The following is an 18,417-nucleotide window of genomic DNA, read 5'->3' as shown; positions in this document are numbered from 1 at the left end:
GGGAGGACCCCAATGAAATTGCATGATTCCGGTGTGTATCTTGTCAACGGCAAGCTCACCGATACCGCGCCCGCCCATGTGACGCAGGAGGAGGCCCGCCGCGGCACCATCGCCTACGGCATCCTCAAGGCCCACAACACGGCCCCGGACATGAAGGACCTGCGCATCAAGTTTGATTCCATGACATCCCACGACATCACCTATGTGGGCATCATCCAGACGGCGCGCGCCTCCGGCATGGAGAAGTTCCCGCTGCCCTATGTCATGACCAACTGCCACAACACGCTGTGCGCGGTGGGCGGCACCATCAATGAGGACGACCATCAGTTTGCCCTCTCGGCGGCGCACAAATACGGCGGCATCTATGTTCCGCCGAGCATGGCGGTCATCCACAGCTACAACCGTGAGCGGATGGCCGGCTGCGGCCGGATGATTCTCGGTTCGGATTCCCATACCCGCTACGGTGCGCTGGGCACGCTGGCGGTGGGTGAAGGCGGCGGCGAGCTGGCCAAGCAGCTGGTCGGACGCACCTACGACATGGCCTATCCGGGGGTGGTCTGCGTCTACCTGACCGGCAGACTGAACCCCGGCGTCGGCCCCCATGACGTTGCGCTGGCACTGGTCGGTGCGACCTACGCCAACGGCTATGTGAAGAACAAGGTCATGGAGTTTGTGGGCCCCGGCGTGGCGAACCTGTCGGCGGACTGCCGCAACGGCATTGACTGCATGACTACCGAGACCACCTGCTGGTCCAGCATCTGGCAGACCGACAGCGTCACCGAGGAGTATCTGGCCGGCCATGGCCGTCCCGAGGCATACAAGGAACTCAAACCCGCCGACGTGGCCTACTACGACGGCTGCATCGAGCTGGATCTGTCCACCGTGGAATGCATGATCGCCTTGCCGATGCACCCGAGCTATGCCTACCCGATCCGGGAACTCAAGGCGAACGCCCGGGATCTGCTCCATGAGATCGAGACCCGTGCCAATGAGCAGCTCAACGGCAAGGTCCGGATGGACCTGGTCAGCAAGGTGCGCCCCGACGGCAGCATCGTGGTGGATCAGGGCATTGTGGCGGGCTGCGCGGGCGGCACGTTTGAAAACCTCTGCGCCGTGGCCAGCATCCTGCGCGGCAAGAGCTGCGGCAACGGCGAGTTCAAGTTCAGCGCCTATCCCGACAGCATGCCCACCTATCTGGAACTGGTCCGCAACGGTGCGGTGGCCGATATCGTGTCGGCGGGCGGCATCTTCCGGGAATGCTTCTGCGGCCCCTGCTTCGGCGCGGGCGATACCCCGGCCAACGGCGAATTCAGCATCCGCCACACCACCCGCAACTTCCCGAACCGCGAAGGCTCCAAGCCCGGCGAGGGACAGATTGCCGGCGTAGCCCTGATGGATGCCCGTTCCATCGCCGCCACGGCGGCCAACGGTGGCGTCCTCACGGCGGCCAGCGAGGTCTGCACCGAGGACTTTGTCTGCCCGGCCTACCACTATGAGCAGGGCGTCTACGACAAGCGCGTGTACGACGGCTGGGGCAAACCCGAGCCGGAATGTGAACTGCGCTTCGGCCCCAACATCAAGGACTGGCCCGAGCAGCCCTCCCTCAGCGAGGATCTGCTGGTCAAGCTGGTCAGCTATATCACCGACCCCGTCACGACGACGGACGAGCTGATTCCTTCCGGTGAGACTTCCTCCTTCCGCTCCAATCCGCTGCGCCTGGCCGAATTCACGCTCTCCCGCAAGGACCCCGGCTATGTCCCGGCGGCCAAGGCGGTCAAGGCCCTGGACGGCGAGCGCCTGAACGGCCAGATGCCCGAGGAAATCCGCAAGGTCTATGCGGCGCTGCAGGCTGCGGGCTATACCGCGGACGCGGCGGCGACCAACATCGGTTCGGCAATCTTTGCCAACAAGCCCGGCGACGGTTCGGCCCGTGAGCAGGCCGCCAGCTGCCAGCGTGTGCTGGGCGGCGCGGCCAACTTTGCACGGGAGTACGCCACCAAGCGCTACCGCTCCAACTGCATCAACTGGGGCATGCTGCCCTTCCTGGTGGAGGCCCCCTCGGTGTTTGCGGTGGGGGATTACGTCTTCCTGCCCGGTGTGCGCCGTGCACTGCTCGAGGCCGCCGACACCATGCCCGCCGTGGCCGTCAAGCCGGACGGCACCGTCACCGCCTTCACGGTGCGGCTGGGTGCCCTGACCGATGCGGAACGCCAGATTCTGGCGGACGGCTGCCTGATCAACTATTACAAACACAGCTGATGCTGCGACCATAAAAAACAGCTTCGGAACCGGAATCCCGGAACCGAAGCTGTTTTTTTGTATTCTTGGTATGAAAACGACCCGGTCAGAGCAGATAGGGCTCCACCAGATGGAGATCCTCCACCTTGACGGTCGCCTTGTAATAGACGCCGTCGCTGCGGTATTCCTCGGCCAGTACGCTGCCGCGTGTGCGGAACACATCGGCCAGGGAAAGTTTGTCATAGGGCAGCAGCACCTCCACGGTGCGCACCCGATGCGCCAGAATCTCATCCAGCCGGGCACACAGTGTGTCCAGACCGAACCCCGTTTTGGCGCTGACCAGCAGAACATCGGGGTCATAGGGGGCCACCCCGGTGCGGTCGCATTTGTTGTACACCACAATCTGGGGAATGTCGCTGCAGCCCAGACTGTTCAGCACATCATCGGTTACGCTCAGCTGCTCGGCGGCCTCGCTGTCGCTGGCATCGGCCACCTTGACGATGATGTCGGCACAGGCGGCTTCCTCCAGCGTGCTCTTGAAGGCGTCCACCAGATCATGGGGCAGCCGGCTCACAAAGCCGACCGTGTCGATCAGAATAACCTGCAGCCCGCTGGGCAGCGTCAGCTTGCGGGCCGTGGGGTCCAGCGTTGCAAACAGCATGTTGGCCTCAAAAATCTCCGCCCCGCACAGCGCGTTGGTCAGGCTGCTCTTGCCCACGTTGGTGTAGCCGACCAGGGCAATCACCGGAACGCCGTTCTTGCGCCGGGCACGGCGGGTCTCCTCGCGGCGTTTCTGCAGCTCCCGCAGGCGCTCTTCGAGCTTCTCGATGCGGCTGCGCAGATACCGCCGGTCCAGCTCCAGCTTGGTCTCGCCGGCACCGCGGCGGGCGCCGCCGCCACCGCCACCGCCGCCGCCCTGGCGGCTCAGCACTTCGCCCAGACCCTGCAGACGCGGCATCCGGTAACGCAGCGTCGCCAGCTCGGTCTGCAGCTTGCCTTCGTTGGTCGTGGCCCGGGCACGGAAAATCTCCAGAATCAGCATCGTGCGGTCCAGTACCTCCACACCCAGGGCGGAACTCAGGTTGCGGATCTGGCTGCCGGTCAGCTCGCCGTCAAATACGGCGGCCTCGGCGTCGGTGTTCAGACAGACCAGGCGGGCCTCCTCGACCTTGCCTTCGCCCAGCATGGTGGCCGCTTCCGGCGTGCTGCGCTTCTGGGTCACCGTCGCCACAACTTCCATGCCGTTGGCCTCGGCCAGGGCTGCCAGCTCGTCCAGACTCCGCTGCGCGTCAAACCGGCCCTGGTCCAGCGCCAGCAGTACCGTGCGCACCGGCGGCTGATCGTCGCGGAGCGTCTTTTGCCCGGCGGGGGCCTCCGAAAGGGGAAAATCCAGCGTGATTTCTTCCATTGTTTACTCCTTCTGCGGTACGGTGCCGGGGTTCAGCAGATACCAGGCCAGGCTGGGAACCTCGGTGCCGTCAAAGCGGTGGGTGACCGTGTCGTGGTCGTAGTGAAATCCGGTCTTGGCCAGGACGCGGCTGCTGGCCACATTGCGGGAGGCATGAAATCCCGCCAGCCAGGGTGCCCCCACCGTGCCGAACCAGTAATCCCGCACAGCGGCGGCAGCCTCCGTCGCCAGGCCCTGGCCCCACCATTTCCGGCCCAGCACATAGCCGATCTGCCACATCTCACCCAGCAGCTCGGTCTTGACATTTTTCCAGATGTAGGGTTGTTCCCGTTCACACCGCTCTGCCGGGGTGATGCTGATGCTGCCCATCAGCACGCCGGTGGAACGGTCGCAGATGCCCCAGTCGTAAAAATCCGGCCGGGCATATTGTTTGACAATCTCATTCAGATATTCCATGGTGACGATCCAGTCACGGTGTGCGTCCCACCGCAGGTATTCCGTCACGGCGGGGTCCCCGGCCCAGTTGCCGAACATCATATCACAGTCATCGGATGTCAGCCGCCGGAGAACCAGACGCTGTGTCACAAGTTCCATGGTGCCGCAATGCTTCATGCGATTCAGACCTTTCCGTAAATGCCGCAGTCTATTAGGATTTATGCAACAGTTTGCGCAGAATACCCATCCCGAGCTGCCACAGCTTGGAGAGCTGGACACGGTACAGGTTGCAGTAGACAAACAGAATGGCGCCGGTCAGCAGGAATTTGACCACAAACTGCCGGGCGAACAGCACACCGACGGCGGCCGCCGCCAGAGCCAGCAGGAAACCGCAGACCGTCCGGCTGTAACTGGGCACCGTGCGGTAGTAATACTGGCCGGTGACCGTGCGGTACAAAAACATCGAGGCGTTGGCCGCGACCAGTGCCGCCGCTGCACCCAGCGACCCGTACTGCGGGACCAGGACCGAGCAGAACGCGAGATCCGCCGCAACGCCCACCGCGGTGCCGATGGTATCGTGGTAGGGCCGCCGGGCGATGGTGTTGCCGTAGACGGTGCCCTCGCAGAGGATGGCAAACACCACCGCGAGCATCATCAGCGGAAAATAGGACAGACAGGCGGATTTGCTGGGGAAGATCACAAAGATGATGTCCTCAAACATGATGAGCAGACAGAAGAACCCGAAAATGAGGAAATTCAGCAGATCATGCACGCGGCCGATGCGCTCCTGTTCGGTGCGGTAGTTGGCGTAGACATACGGCCCCCAGTAGGTGGAAAATCCCGCCTGCACCGTTGTGACCAGCTGGGCGAGCGTGTAGGCAAAGACAAAGGACCCCTGCTCGGCCTTGGTGGTGTAGGAAGCCAGGAAGGACAGACAGATGGCCTGATACAGCGGAATCAGGATGGCAGCCGGCGCCAGCACGATGCCGTAGGGCAGGGCGGAGCGATAGATGGTCAGGGCGGGAAGGCGGTGAGCCGGCCGGGCATCGGCAGGCTGTGCCTTCATGGCGCGCCGCCAGTAGAAGGCCGCCACGCCCGCAAAGCTCATCACGGCGCCGAGGACAAAGACGCGGGCGTCGTGGGTGAAAAAGCCGGGCAGCAGATAGATCAGGTTCAGACACGCCTGCATCCAGAGCGTCTCGGTCGTGTAGGCGCGGACGTTGTTCTCGAGCCGGAGCAGTACGTTCAGGTACCGCACCAACATATACAGCGCGGCGTTGAGGAACAGGAAGGGAACCAGCGACCCGCCGTCCGCGCCGAGACCGAAGGCCCTGGCCAGCGGTCCTGAGAAAAAGACCGAGCCGATGCCGCCCACCACGATCATGACCAGCACCGAAAGCCTGGTACAGGCGGTGAACATCTCCCGCCCCGTGGTGCCGGCGGGCGGCTCCCGGTAAAAGCGGAGCAGACTCTGGTCCAGCCCGAGCATGCCCACATTCATCAGCGACATCGTGTACGCCATGAACGAGGCGGGCACGGCGTAGCTTTCGGACGGCAGTACCCCCTTGATGATCAGGGCCAGGCCCGAAATGATGAAGCCCAGATAGGTGGCAATGGAGTATTTCATCACATTGCCCACAAAGCTTTCCTTCTTATGGTCCGGCATGGCACGCTCCTTTTTATTCAGCTGAACGGACGAACGGACGAATGCGCTCCGTCATGCGTTTGACCTCCTCGGGGGAGATGTAAGCCTTGTCCACATAACCGTAGATCCGCTGGGCAAAATCCGCCAGCGGGGGACAGAAGGCGAACACCTTCCGCGGTTCCCAGTGATGCCGGTACAACGCATGGACCCCGGCCAGCGCCACAAATTTCAGCACGTTGAAATGGGGCTTGAAACCCTCTCCCATCGGTTCATCCCGGGGCGGGTTGCGGTAGACATCCTCGAGCAGATCCGCCATCCGCAGATAGGCGGGCCGGTCGGAGGGGTCAAAGTAGCCCTCGATCACCTCGCGGGCAATGGGGAAGGGCGGATTGGGGTGTGCCATCGCGGCGACAAAGCCCTCGTAGTCCGTCACATACCGGGCGCCCTTGTAGATCACGGGGTCATATTCGTGCTCGATGGGCACCGGGCGCAGGATATGGCAGCTCTTGCCGGCCATGTAGACCTCCGCAATGGCGGTGCTCATCCAGATCGAGATGGAATCCGCCGCCACAATCCACTGCTTGACCGAGTCGGCAAAGATCACATGGAAGTTGGGCCGGCGGGCGGCCAGCTGTTCCAGCGCGGGACTGTTCCACTCGCTGGGATGGCGGCGGTAGACCAGTTCCACCTCGGGATGGTCCGCGAGATACCGGTCAAACCAGTCCAGCGTCTGCTGCATCGAGATGCGGTTGGTCCGGGCAAAGCCCGAAAAATCCGTTCCGGCCATCCGGGACAGCTCCGCCACCTCGGCATCCGACATGCTTGCGTAACCGAAACTCGAGATGTACAGATGCAGCTGTTTTTCGGGGGCCAGACCGAATTCCCGGCACAGGGCGGCCTTGTCCTTGAAATACCCCTTGAATTCGGGGCGCAGAAAATCCATCATGACGGCACCGGTCACCGGCGTGTTCTTGGGGTCCATGCCGTGCTCCTGCAGACGCCGGGCTGTGCGCTTGCCCCAGCAGGTCTGGATGCAGCGTTTGGCGTTGCCGTTCATGTTGAACCAGTCGCCCTCCTCCTGCGTGTCGGAGAGCATCTGTTCCCAGTGCAGGTTGACGATCTTGTTGCAGCGGCCGATGTTGTTGTAGACATGGCTGTTGATGGCCTCGTTGTCATACATGCAGCTGGCCACCAGTACCTCGGGCTTGTCCCGCCCGAACAGGCGCAGATGTTTGGGGTCCAGCAGCTGGCGGATCTCGACCGAATAGCCGCGGCGTTCCAGTTCCAGCTTGAGCAGCAGGTCGCTCTCGTACTCCCGCACGGTATGTTCATACAGTATCAGAAAATCCAATGTTCAAACCCTCACGATGCAAGGCTGCCGATGTCCCCGAACAGTTCCCGGGTCCAGTCGGGCAGTCCGTATTTCTCATCCAGATGGAAACCGTCAAAGAACTGCGTGTCATCGTCGGTGATGCAGTTCTCGCTCCATTCATAGTCCAGCACGGCAAACTCCTGGCGGTGCAGTGCGGGCAATACTTCGTCCTGCATCGTTTCAGTGATGCCGTAGACATCGCAGACCTCGGTGCGCACATTGTCCGCCATCGGCGGCAGCACCACAATCAGCTCCACGCCCTCCTCGGCGCAGCGCCCGGCCAGCTGCAGGAACCGCTCCCACTCCTCGGTGTTGAAACTCCAGTTCTCGCACTTGGGCGTGATGATGGCCGGATACTCATAGAGTTTCCGGTGCAGCGGAATCGGGTTGCCGTCCGCGTCAAGATGGTCGGCCTCGGTCCAGTCGCCGGATTCGATGGTGTCCGGCGTGCCCTTGACGGTGTCCATGAAAACCGTCAGGGCGTTGACGTTGTATTCCAGGTTCAGGCAGTAGGCCACGGGATTGCGCAGCGTCTCCTCCAGCACCGAAAAACGATCGGTGTCATAGTGGGTGTTCAGCGTGTAGAAGGACAGCTCAAAGAGAATCCGGGAAACCGGGTTGCCGGAATCCAGCACATAGTTGGCCAGATCAATGCTCTCCCGCAGCGAAGCGCCGCCGAATGCCAGGTTCTGCCACGCACTGCCCGACACCGATTCGATCAGGTCCCCGTCCAGGTGGGCCAGACGGCTGTCCCCGATGATGAGGTTTTCGCCGGGGTCCTGCTCATAGGCGCGGACCCGGGCCACCGGCTGGCTGGAGGTCGTGGAGGATTTGAGCCCGAAATAGTTGTTCGGCTCAAAGGCCACAAAGAAGGCAAGCCACAGATACACCGGGATGAAGAGCAGCGCCAGTTTCCGTACAATGTTTTTCATGGTTGGGCACCGCCTTCCCCGTTAAAAGTTTGCATACATGCCGAAATCGGAGGAACCGAACCCGCCGCTCTGCATGATGTAGCCCACCAGAATCAGGCAGATCAGCAGCAGATACAGCACGGTGCGGTGCTTTTCCCCGGCCAGGGCGATCTCGGCGGGTTTGTTGCGGTAGATGAAGTTGCGCCGGTGATCCAGCCAGAGCCCCAGCCCCAGCACGATCAGCGCAAAGACCCAGTACTGCGCCACCAGGATGGTGTTGGCATAGTAGCCGGTGTAGATGGCGCTGTACAGCTCGGACGCCAGCCGCAGCAAAGACCAGCCTCCCGTTGCCCAGCGGCCGATCAGTGCAAAGCCGTCCCGTACCCCCAGCGCACCGCACGCCGAGGAGGAACCGATGCAGAAAAAGACCATGCTGATGTTCCACAGCAGGAACACCACGGCACGCTTGGCCCACAGCTTGCGGGCCGGGGCTTTCTTCTTGGGTTTGCCCAGACGGCGGTGCAGCAGTTCCTCGCCGACCCGGTAGAGCGCCTGCAGCAGACCCCAGACAATGAAGGGGGCGGTGTTGCCGTGCCAGAATCCCGACAGGAAAAAGACGCAGAAAACGCAGAACTCGGCGGGCAGCCGGCCGAACCGGCCCAGGTCCGCCCAGGCCAGCGGCATGAAGAGATAATCCTGCAGCCAGGAGGACAGACTGATGTGCCAGCGGCTCCAGAATCCCGAAAAGTTGGTGGCATAGAAGGGCGTTTTGAAGTTTTCCGGCAGATCGAGCCCCAGCACCAGACCGGTGGCCCGGGCGATCTCGGAGTAGCCCGAAAAGTTGAAGTAGAGCTGGAAGGTGTAGGCCACGGTGGCCAGTATCAGCATCGGGGCGCCGTACGCACGGTAGTTCGGATAGACTTCATCGACGAGCAGGCCGAGCACATCGCTGATGGCCACCATCTTGAACACGCCCAGCGCATACAGCCGCAGCGCCCGGACGGTGCGGGCCGCGTCGAAACGGTGTTCGGTGTGCAGCTGGGGCATCAGGGAACCCGCTCGGCAGATCGGTCCCTGGGTGACGGTGGCAAAGAAATTCAGGAAGAGGGCACAGGTCACAAAATCCGTCTCGACCTCGCAGTCCCCCCGGGCCGCATCTATCAGATAGGAGATCGCCGCAAAGCTGTAAAAGCTGATGCCCAGCGGCATGGCAATGCCCTGCCAGCCCGTCACCGGCAGCAGGCGGTTGTATTTGAAGAAGGCCAGCACGGCCAGCGTCCCCACGACGCCCAGACGCAGGAACGCCGTTTTGTGCCGGCCGCCGCGCCAGCCGAGGCCCCGCCCGCACAGATAGGTGAAGACGGCCAGCGCAATCGTGACCGGCAGCATGGCCGGCATGGCCATGGCGTAGAACACCCAGCTGGCGGCCAGCAGAAAGAGCGGCTGGATCACGGCCGGCAGATGCAGATACATCGCCGCCACCAGCACCAGATATACAAAATATTGCAGGCTCTGCAGCCCCACGGGCAATCCGTCCCTTCCCAGTTTCGCATGGCGGAAACTGCCGCCCAAGGTGCGGCAAATCCAACGCCAAAACGGCACAATACTACATTTTAATCATTCTATTATACCCTGTTTTGCGGTTGGTGTAAAGAGCGGGCAGCCGCATTTTGCACGGTGCGGACGGGGACAAAATCTGTGTGCTATTTCTACAAATACCGTTGAAATGCGGTGAAAAGTACGGTACAATAAGAACAAGAACAGAATGCCGCGGATGCGGCTTCGGAAAAGAGGTATCGAATATGGAACACTCGAATCCATTGCTTCTGCACAGCGACAGTCCCGCAAAATTCATCACGATCGGAGAGGTCATGCTCCGTCTGACCCCGCCCAACTATGAAAAGATCCGCATGGCCTCCAGTTTTGAAGCCAGCTATGGCGGCAGTGAGGCCAACATTGCGCTGGCGCTGGCCAACCTGGGGGTGGACAGCACCTTCTTCAGCGTCGTGCCCAACAACAGCCTGGGCAAGAGTGCGGTCCGCTGGCTGCGCTCCAACGATGTGCACTGCACGCCGATGATTCTGGCAACACCGGCGGATACCCCGACCCACCGGCTCGGCACCTATTACCTGGAAACCGGCTATGGCATCCGCCCCAGCAAAGTTACTTATGACCGCAAGCATTCCGCCATCACCGAGTATGATCTGAACCGGGTGGACCTGGATGCCCTCTTTGACGGCTATGACTGGCTGCATCTGTCCGGCATCACGCCGGCCCTGGCGCCCAACTGCGCTGAGTTCATCATGAAATGTCTCCAGGTTGCCAAGCAGAAGGGCCTGACGGTCAGCTTTGACGGCAACTTCCGCAGCCAGCTGTGGACCTGGGAGGCCGCCCGCGACTACTGCACCCAGTGCCTGCCCTATGTGGATGTGCTGTTCGGCATCGAGCCGTACCATCTGTGGCGCGACGAGGAAGACCACAGCAAGGGCGACTACAAGGACGGTGTGCCGCTGCAGCCCAGCTATGAGCAGCAGGACGAGATTTTCCAGGCGTTCATCGAGCGGTATCCCAACCTCAAGTGCATTGCGCGCCATGTCCGCTATGCACATTCCGGCTCGGAGAACAGCCTCAAGGCCTTCATGTGGTACGAGGGCCATACCTTCGAGAGCAAGCTCTTCACCTTCAACATTCTGGACCGCGTGGGCGGCGGCGACGCCTTTGCCAGCGGCCTGATCTATGCGATGATGCACAACTACAAGCCGATGGACATGATCAACTTTGCGGTGGCCAGCTCGGCCATCAAGCACACGATCCACGGCGACGCCAACATCACCGACGACGTGGACAGCATCCGCAATCTGATGAACATGAACTACGACATCAAGCGGTAACCACCGAAGTCCGCCCGGATGCCGCGCATTATAAGGAGGAAGGACCCCATGGAAAACAGGGAACAGACAGTGGACCTTGCCGCCGTCACCGCGCAGGCACGGCAGGCCGTTACAGAATTGCTCAGCGCAGCCCATCTGCGGCCCGGTGATATTCTGGTGATCGGCTGCTCCAGCAGCGAGATCGTCGGCGGGCATATCGGCAAGGACAGCAGCATGGACGCCGCGTGCGCCGTGCTGGACGGTGTCCTGCCGGTCCTGCGCGCCCAGAAGATTGCACTGGCCGCCCAGTGCTGTGAACATCTCAACCGCGCCATTGTCATCGAGCGGGAAACCGCCGAGCGCTACGGATATGAGCAGGTCAATGCGGTGCCGCAGCCCCATGCGGGCGGCAGCTGGGCGACCAACTGCTGGCGGGCCTTCCGGGACCCCGTCCTGGTGGAGGAGGTCCGCGCATCGGCGGGCATGGACATTGGCGGAACGCTGATCGGGATGCACCTCAAGCGGGTGGCGGTCCCGGTGCGGCTGAGCCTGAACCAGATCGGCCGGGCCTGGCTGATCTGTGCCAGGACCCGTCCGCCCTATATCGGCGGCAGCCGTGCCGTCTACGAGGAGATGTAAGGATGATCAGCGAAGAACAACGCGCCCGGATGGCGGAAAATGTGGCCGTGATCCGGGAACGGATGGCCCAGGCGGCCCGGGAAGCGGGCCGCGACCCGGCCGAAATCCTGCTTTGTGCGGCCTGCAAGACCCGCACGGTCGAGGAGGTTGCCGCCAGTGCGGCCCTTCCCATCGACCTGTTCGGCGAGAACCATGTGCAGGAACTGGTGGAAAAGACCGATGCGGGCGCCTATGGCGGCAAGCCGGGGCATTTCATCGGTCACCTGCAGACCAACAAGGTCAACAAGGTGGTGGGCCGCGCCGCCCTGATTGAGAGCGTGGACAGCGAGCGCCTGCTGGATAAGATCGAGAACGCTGCCGCCCATGCGGGTCTGGTGCAGGAAATTCTCATCGAGATCAACATCGGCGGCGAAGCCTCCAAGTCCGGCATTGATCCCCAGACGCTCTGGACGCTGCTGGATGCCGCCGCGGCGCATCCGCATCTGCGCGTCCGCGGCCTGATGGCCATTCCGCCGGCCGATGCGTCGCCCGATGAGACACGGCGCTTTTTCGCCCGGATGCGGGAACTGCTGACCAGCGCGGAGGACCGTCACCTGACGGACAGCCGCCTCGACATTCTCTCGATGGGAATGAGCGGCGACTATCCCGACGCCATCCGCGAGGGCGCCACCATCGTCCGGATCGGCACCGCCATCTACGGTGCCCGCGACTACGGCAACAAAGTCTGATCACAAAAAATCTCCCGGGAACCGTCTGACGGTTCCCGGGAGTTTTTTGTTAGAAACAGATCAGGAGGCATCCGCCGTCCAGCCGCTGCTGGCCTGGGTGGATTCATCCTGCAGCATCCAGAAGGCTTCGACGCCGTCCAGCCGCTCCACAAGGTCGCGGCCTTCCTCGACCGGCATACAGAACAGCCCTGTGGAGAGCGCATCCCCGCGTCCGCTGTCCGAGGAGAGCACCGCCACACTGCTCATATACCGCGCCGGCTGCAGCGTTGTCAGATCAATCAGGTGATGGTAGCGGACCCCGTCCACCGTGAAGTACCGCTGATAATCCCCACTGATGACAAGACTCTGCCCGGGCTGCAGCGACACCGCCGCGATGTAATTCGCTGTGGCATACTGGCCGTCCTGCCCGGGCCAGGGATTGTCCACCCCGGCGGTCCAGAGACTGCCGTCCGGCTTGGTGCCGATGGCGCGCACATTGCCGCCCACATTGAGCAGGGCACTGGTCAGGCCGCGCGCCTCGGCTGCCCGGGCACACTGTTCCACCGCGTATCCCTTGCCGATGCTGCCCACATCCAGCTGTATCTCGGGATCGGCGAAGGAAACGGTCCCCGCCTGGGTGTCCACGATCAGGTCCTCCATGCGGCAGTGTGCGGAGGCGGCTTCCAGATCTTCCTGTTTGGGCAGAAGATCGGCCGAAACCTCGCCGCCGTCGCCGGCTGCCTCCCGGGCATCGTGCCACAGACGCAGCACCCGCCCGGCGGCAACGTTGCAGGCACCCTCGGTGACGGTGTACATCTCCTGGGCGAAGGTCAGCAGGTCAAGGATTTCGCTGCCCACCGCCACGGGCCCCTGGCCGGCCTGGGCATTGACCTGCGCCAGGTTGACCAGACCGTCATAACTGTTGTAGATGTCGTACAGTTCATGATACCGCAGCAGATCGTCGTGCAGCGCCTGGGTCTGGGTCTCCCATTCCTCCTCGGTCTCGGTGTAGCCGGTGATGACGGTGACGGTGTCAAACAGATCCCACCAGGTCACGGTGCGGCGCTCCGGCGTCCGGGAACCGAAGGGCAGGGCACAGCCGGTCAGCAGCATCAGCGGCGCCAGCAGGGCTGCGGTCAGTCTGGCCGGGGCCCTCATGTCGGGTCCTCCACGGCCTCATGCTCCCGGCAAAGCTCGGTCAGCAGCGTCTCGAGCGTCCAGCCGCGGCTGGTGTCGGTCACCATGGCGCGCAGCGGGAACTGGGCGCCGCCGCGGCGCACCCCGTCCAGAAAGGCATTCAGATCGCCGTTGTCATGGCGCAGTCCGCTGACGATCAGCGCGGGCAGTTCGGTCGGCGCGGTGCCGCCTGCGGTCTGGGCGGTGCGCCCGGCGCAGAGATCCCCGATGCGCATGCCGAGCGCCTCCTCCGAGACGGCACGGACCCTGACGCGGTAGGGGCGGGCGGCATGTTCCACCGCCTCATAGGCAGCCGAACCGGGGCTGACGCGCCAGACCAGCGCGCAGCGCGGCTCCTGTTGGATGTGTGCTTTCATAGTCATACCTCACAAAAAAGGCGGTGTGCCACGCACACCGCCTTGGGTTTTACAGATCGGGGTGGTATTCTTTGCAGGTGCACTTTTTCCATTTCAGACCGCTTCCGCAGGGGCAGGGATCGTTGCGGCCAATCTTGGTCACCCGCACCGGAGCACTGCCCTTGGCACCGGCGGCACGGGGCGCACCCTCGCCGGTGGGCTGGGCCACCTGTTCCCGCTTGGGCTCCTGATTCTGCTGGCGCACCTCGATGGTCAGCAGCATATGGACGGCATCCTCACGGATGGACGCGATCATCTCATCGAACATGGCAAAGCCTTCGATGCGGTACTCCACCACGGGGTCGCGCTGGCCGTAGCCGCGCAGGCCCATGCCCTGCTTGAGCTGGTCCATGTTGTCAATGTGCTCCATCCACTTGGAGTCCACATTGCGCAGCAGGCAGATGCGTTCCAGTTCGCGCATCATCTTGGAACCGTACTTCTTTTCCTTGGCTTCCAGAATGCTCATGCCGCGGTCGTAGAGCATCTTCTCGACGTCCTCGCGGGTGATCTCGTTGAGCTGTTCGGTCGTGTAGTTGAAGTCGGTGGGCAGGCAGAGCCAGTTCATATAATGACGGCGCAGCGCGGCAAAATCCCAGTCGTCGGCGGTCTCGCCGTTCAGGAAGGAATCACAGCTCTCATGGATGGAATCCTTCATCATCTCATGGAGCTTGTCCGAGATGTCCTCGCCGTCCAGCACCATCTGGCGCTGCTTGTAGATGATCTCGCGCTGCTGGTTCATCACGTCGTCGTACTGCAGCACCTGTTTGCGGATCGCAAAGTTGGAAGCCTCGAGCTTTTTCTGGGCGCTCTCGATGGAGTTGGTGATCAGCTTGTTCTCGATCGGCACATCGTCATCCAGACCCATCGAATCCATCAGATTCTGCACACGCTCACCGCCGAAGATGCGCATCAGGTCATCTTCCAGGCTCAGGAAGAAGCGGGACGCACCCGGATCACCCTGACGGCCGGCACGGCCGCGCAGCTGGTTGTCGATACGGCGGCTCTCATGCCGCTCGGTGCCGATGATGAACAGACCGCCGGCTTCCCGCACGGCCTCGGCTTCCCGCTTGACCTCCGGCTCATACTCGGCCACCAGCTCGTCAAACCGCTTGCGCGCCGCCAGAATGTCGGCGTCGTCGGTGTCGGCATGGCCGTCGCACTCGGTCAGGAGCATTTCCAGCCGGGCCGTGATCTCGGTTTCGGGCGGGGTGGGCAGCTCGGTGCCCTGCGCCTTGGCGCGGGCCTTGGCGTGCTCGTACTCATCCTTGACCGCTTCCAGGTCGGCCGTGAGTTTCTTGGTCAGTTCCTTGCGCAGCGCCGCCTTGGCCATATAGGTCACGTTGCCGCCCAGCATGATATCGGTACCACGGCCGGCCATGTTGGTGGCGATGGTCACGGCGCCCTGCTTGCCGGCCTGGGCAACGATCTCGGCCTCGCGCTCATGCTGCTTGGCGTTCAGCACATTGTGCTCGATGCCGCGCTTCTTGAGCAGCTTGGACAGCGCCTCACTCTTTTCCACGCTGACGGTGCCGACCAGGACGGGCTGGCCCTTGGCATGGCACTCGGCCACCTGCTCGATGACCGCCGCATACTTGCCGTTGACGGTCTTGTAGACGCAGTCCGGCAGATCCTTGCGGGCGCGGGGCTTGTTGGTGGGAATGCTGACGATCTGCAGACCGTAAATCTCGCTGAATTCGTCCGCCTCGGTGGAAGCGGTACCGGTCATGCCGGCCAGCTTCTTGTACATACGGAAATAGTTCTGGAAGGTGACGGTGGCCAGCGTCTTGCTCTCGGCGGCCACATGGACGCCTTCCTTCGCCTCGATGGCCTGATGCAGACCGTCGTTGAAACGGCGTCCGTACATCAGACGGCCGGTGAACTCATCGACGATGATGACCTCGCCGTCCTTGACGATGTAGTCGGTGTCGCGGTGCATGACGCCGCGGGCCTTGATGGCGCCGTCAATGTAGTGGCGCAGCGTCATGTTGTCGGCATCCGAGAGGTTGTCCACCTTGAACCAGGCCTCAGCCTTCTTGACGCCGCTCTCGGTCAGGGTGCAGGTCTTGTGCTTCTCGTCCACGACATAGTCGCCGTCCACCTGATCGTCGGCCTCGACCTTGTCGTCCAGCTCGACGATGACGGACTTCTTCAGCGTCTTGGCAAAGTCGTCGGCGCGCTTGTACATGACGCTGGAATCCTCACCCTTGCCGGAGATGATCAGCGGGGTACGGGCTTCATCGATCAGGATGGAGTCCACCTCGTCCACGATGGCGTAGGCGTGACCGCGCTGGACCATGTTCGCCTTGTAGACGACCATGTTGTCGCGCAGGTAATCAAAACCGAATTCGTTGTTGGTGCCGTAGGTGACATCGGCCAGATAGGCGCGGCGGCGCTCGGCCGGCGGCACGTCATGAATGACCAGACCGACGCTCAGGCCCAGGAAGCGGTAGACCTTGCCCATCCACTCGCTGTCGCGCTTGGCCAGGTAATCGTTGACGGTCACGACATGGACGCCCTCGCCGGTCAAAGCATTCAGATAGACCGGCATCGTGGCGACCAGCGTCTTGCCTTCGCCGGTCTGCATCTCGGCGATGCAGGCACGGTGCAGCACAATGCCGCCGATGATCTGGACCGGATAGGGCTTCAGGCCCAGCACACGCCAGTCCGCTTCACGGCAGACGGCAAAGGCTTCGGGCAGGATGTCATCCAGAGTGGCGCCGTTCTGGAGCTTCTCTTTCAGATAAGGGGTCTTGGCCTGCAGTTCCTCATCGGAGAGCTTCTGCATCTCGGGTTCCAGATCCAGGACCTTCTTGGCGATGGGCTGAATCCGTTTCAGTTCTTTGTCGGAAAACGTACCGAACAGTTTTTCCATAAAAGACATAGACAAACACCTGTATTTTCTGCCGCGCTGCGGCGTATGGAACGTATCGTCGGGTCACTTTGATACACTGTAATATAATACACCCGTGCGGGCAATGCTGTCAAACCCGCGCGGGTGTATTTTCGGAAGTTTTTAGGATTTTTGACCTGTTGTTTGCACGGCGGGCTCATGCCGCAGCGACAGCAGGACCAGCATCAGGAAGATGCAGAGAAAACCGAGGGCATCCCACGGCGTGAAGGCCGAACCCAGCACCGTTGTGCTGATGATCGCCGCCGTCACGGGCTCGGCAAAGCTGTACAGGCTCGAGCGGGTCGGTCCGATCAGCTTGACGCCGCTCATGTAGGAGCTGAAGGCCAGCACGTTGCCGATCAGCACCACCGCCGCAATGCCAATAAGCCCTGCGGTGGTGGGATGGTAGTGGACCTGCCAGGGACGGAACAGCAGCGAAAACGCGGTGCCGCCCATCAGGAAAGCCCAGCCCTGCAGCATCGGGGTGGGGTACTGCTGCTGCAGACGGCGTGGCCAGACCGTGTAGATCACCACGCAGACGGCGCTGAGAACGCCGGACAGCAGGGCGGCCGGGGAGACCGCCAGGTCGGTCAGACTGCCGTGGGTGGTCAGCAGAAAGACGCCGACGAGCGCCAGCACGACGCTGAACAGCTCAAACACCTGCGGATGCCGCCGGGCCTGCCAGCAGGTCACGCCGAGAATCAGCACCGGCGACAGGTCCTGCAGGATGGTGGCTACCCCGGCGGTGGAAAGCTGGATGGTCAGGAAGTACAGGAACTGGCAGCAGCTGACGCCGGCCAGCCCGTAGATCACGAGATCCCGCGCATTGCGCAGCGTCCGCCAGGGATCTATGAGCTGACGCCAGTTGCGCAGCCCGTAGTAACCGCAGAGCAGCAGCCCCGCCAGCCCGAGCCGGATGGGCACCAGCCAGGTGGAATCCATGTTCTGCCGTGTGAAGAGATATTGCCCCACACAGCCCGAGATGCCCCAGCAGGCACCGCCGAACATGGTCAGAAACGCACCTTTTACACGGTCGTTCATTGCTTTTACACTCCTTACGGCATTTCGGCCAGACAATACCGGGCGGCCTGCAGCACATTGTCCAGGACCGGCACCCCGGCGGTCTGCAACACCCCGCGGCTCTGGTGGCCCGAACACTGCAGCACGCAGTGCACTCCGAGCGCCCGGGCAACCTCGGCATCATGCAGGGAATCCCCGATCATCACGGCGCGGTCCGGCGCAAAGCCTTCCCGCTGCAAAAAGTCGAGCCCCACGGCAACTTTGCTCTTGGCATAGATGTCATCGAGCCCGAGCAGACAGTCAAAATACGGACGGATGCCCCGTTCGGACACCTGCCATTCCAGGGTAGGAAGCCGGGACGCCGACAGAATCACCTGCCGGACCCCGGCCTGACGGAAGAGTTCCAGCGCCTGCCGGGTGCCCTGTGCCAGCGGGCAGGCGGCCGAAGCCGGCAGATAATCCTGCATGTAGCTTTCGGCCAGAACCGGAAACGGGTCCTTTTCAAAATCAAACCCCGCGCGGCGATAGTAGTCCTCCACGGGAAACCCGAAGATCTCACGGTACTGGGGTTTGGTGTAGTGCTGGGGATAGTGGTACGCGGCAAGCAGACGGTTGAGCGCATCCACACACAGGTCCACATCATCCAGCAGGGTCCCGTTCCAATCCCACAAAACAAGTTCAGGGCACATG

General features: G+C 62.3%; 15 protein-coding genes. 4 read left to right on the top strand and 11 right to left on the bottom strand.

All coding sequences use genetic code 11. The annotated features are described in order from the left end of the window. The first annotated feature begins 12 nt into the window (after positions 1-12). Positions 13-2,259, top strand: coding sequence for a hydratase (locus U0L91_RS10520; RefSeq protein ID WP_330046768.1), 2,247 nt, complete (start codon positions 13-15; stop codon positions 2,257-2,259). A gap of 85 nt (positions 2,260-2,344) precedes the next feature. Here the strand turns inward: U0L91_RS10520 and hflX are convergent, their stop codons facing one another. From hflX to U0L91_RS10490, 6 genes are read right to left on the bottom strand one after another with little or no spacing between them, the layout of a single operon-like run. Beyond that, positions 2,345-3,646, bottom strand: coding sequence for a GTPase HflX (gene hflX, locus U0L91_RS10515; protein ID WP_330046767.1), 1,302 nt, complete (start codon positions 3,644-3,646; stop codon positions 2,345-2,347). 3 nt (positions 3,647-3,649) lie between these two features. After that, positions 3,650-4,240, bottom strand: a complete 591-nt coding sequence (locus U0L91_RS10510; protein ID WP_330046765.1) for a GNAT family N-acetyltransferase — start codon at positions 4,238-4,240, stop codon at positions 3,650-3,652. 52 nt (positions 4,241-4,292) lie between these two features. Then, a complete protein-coding gene (locus tag U0L91_RS10505) occupies positions 4,293-5,747 on the bottom strand; it encodes a lipopolysaccharide biosynthesis protein (protein ID WP_330046763.1) in 1,455 nt (484 codons plus the stop codon). 13 nt (positions 5,748-5,760) lie between these two features. Further along, complete coding sequence (locus U0L91_RS10500; protein ID WP_330046761.1) at positions 5,761-7,077, bottom strand: surface carbohydrate biosynthesis protein; 1,317 nt, start codon at positions 7,075-7,077, stop codon at positions 5,761-5,763. A gap of 11 nt (positions 7,078-7,088) precedes the next feature. Beyond that, on the bottom strand, positions 7,089-8,030 hold the full coding sequence (locus tag U0L91_RS10495; protein WP_330046759.1) for a hypothetical protein: 942 nt from the start codon (positions 8,028-8,030) through the stop codon (positions 7,089-7,091). A 21-nt stretch (positions 8,031-8,051) separates the two neighbouring features. Next, a complete protein-coding gene (locus tag U0L91_RS10490) occupies positions 8,052-9,533 on the bottom strand; it encodes an MBOAT family O-acyltransferase (protein ID WP_330046800.1) in 1,482 nt (493 codons plus the stop codon). A 278-nt stretch (positions 9,534-9,811) separates the two neighbouring features. Here U0L91_RS10490 and U0L91_RS10485 point away from each other — a divergent pair, with 278 nt between their 5' ends. From U0L91_RS10485 to U0L91_RS10475, 3 genes are read left to right on the top strand one after another with little or no spacing between them, the layout of a single operon-like run. After that, the gene (locus tag U0L91_RS10485) at positions 9,812-10,900 is read left to right on the top strand and encodes a sugar kinase (protein WP_330046757.1); all 1,089 of its coding nucleotides are present in this window, start codon (positions 9,812-9,814) and stop codon (positions 10,898-10,900) included. 48 nt (positions 10,901-10,948) lie between these two features. Continuing rightward, positions 10,949-11,518, top strand: coding sequence for a TIGR01440 family protein (locus U0L91_RS10480; RefSeq protein WP_330046756.1), 570 nt, complete (start codon positions 10,949-10,951; stop codon positions 11,516-11,518). 2 nt (positions 11,519-11,520) lie between these two features. After that, positions 11,521-12,246, top strand: a complete 726-nt coding sequence (locus U0L91_RS10475; RefSeq protein ID WP_330046754.1) for a YggS family pyridoxal phosphate-dependent enzyme — start codon at positions 11,521-11,523, stop codon at positions 12,244-12,246. Between the two features lie 60 nt (positions 12,247-12,306). Here the strand turns inward: U0L91_RS10475 and U0L91_RS10470 are convergent, their stop codons facing one another. The 5 genes from U0L91_RS10470 to U0L91_RS10450 all read right to left on the bottom strand — a co-directional run bounded on the left by U0L91_RS10470 (position 12,307) and on the right by U0L91_RS10450 (position 18,416). After that, positions 12,307-13,383, bottom strand: a complete 1,077-nt coding sequence (locus U0L91_RS10470) for an FAD:protein FMN transferase (protein ID WP_330046752.1) — start codon at positions 13,381-13,383, stop codon at positions 12,307-12,309. Beyond that, positions 13,380-13,778, bottom strand: coding sequence for a DUF3783 domain-containing protein (locus U0L91_RS10465; RefSeq protein WP_330046750.1), 399 nt, complete (start codon positions 13,776-13,778; stop codon positions 13,380-13,382). Before U0L91_RS10465 ends, U0L91_RS10470 begins: the two co-directional genes overlap by 4 nt. A gap of 49 nt (positions 13,779-13,827) precedes the next feature. Then, the gene (gene secA / locus U0L91_RS10460; RefSeq protein ID WP_330046747.1) at positions 13,828-16,698 is read right to left on the bottom strand and encodes a preprotein translocase subunit SecA; all 2,871 of its coding nucleotides are present in this window, start codon (positions 16,696-16,698) and stop codon (positions 13,828-13,830) included. Positions 16,699-16,830: 132 nt separating this feature from the next. After that, positions 16,831-17,748, bottom strand: coding sequence for a DMT family transporter (locus U0L91_RS10455; RefSeq protein WP_330046745.1), 918 nt, complete (start codon positions 17,746-17,748; stop codon positions 16,831-16,833). A 14-nt stretch (positions 17,749-17,762) separates the two neighbouring features. Next, on the bottom strand, positions 17,763-18,416 hold the full coding sequence (locus tag U0L91_RS10450; protein ID WP_330046743.1) for an HAD family hydrolase: 654 nt from the start codon (positions 18,414-18,416) through the stop codon (positions 17,763-17,765). Position 18,417: the final 1 nt, after the last annotated feature.

This window comes from Gemmiger sp. (assembly GCF_036306485.1).
Lineage (GTDB): Bacteria > Bacillota > Clostridia > Oscillospirales > Ruminococcaceae > Gemmiger.
Note: the sequence above shows the minus strand (reverse complement) of the source record. Positions and strands in the feature narration are given on the sequence as shown.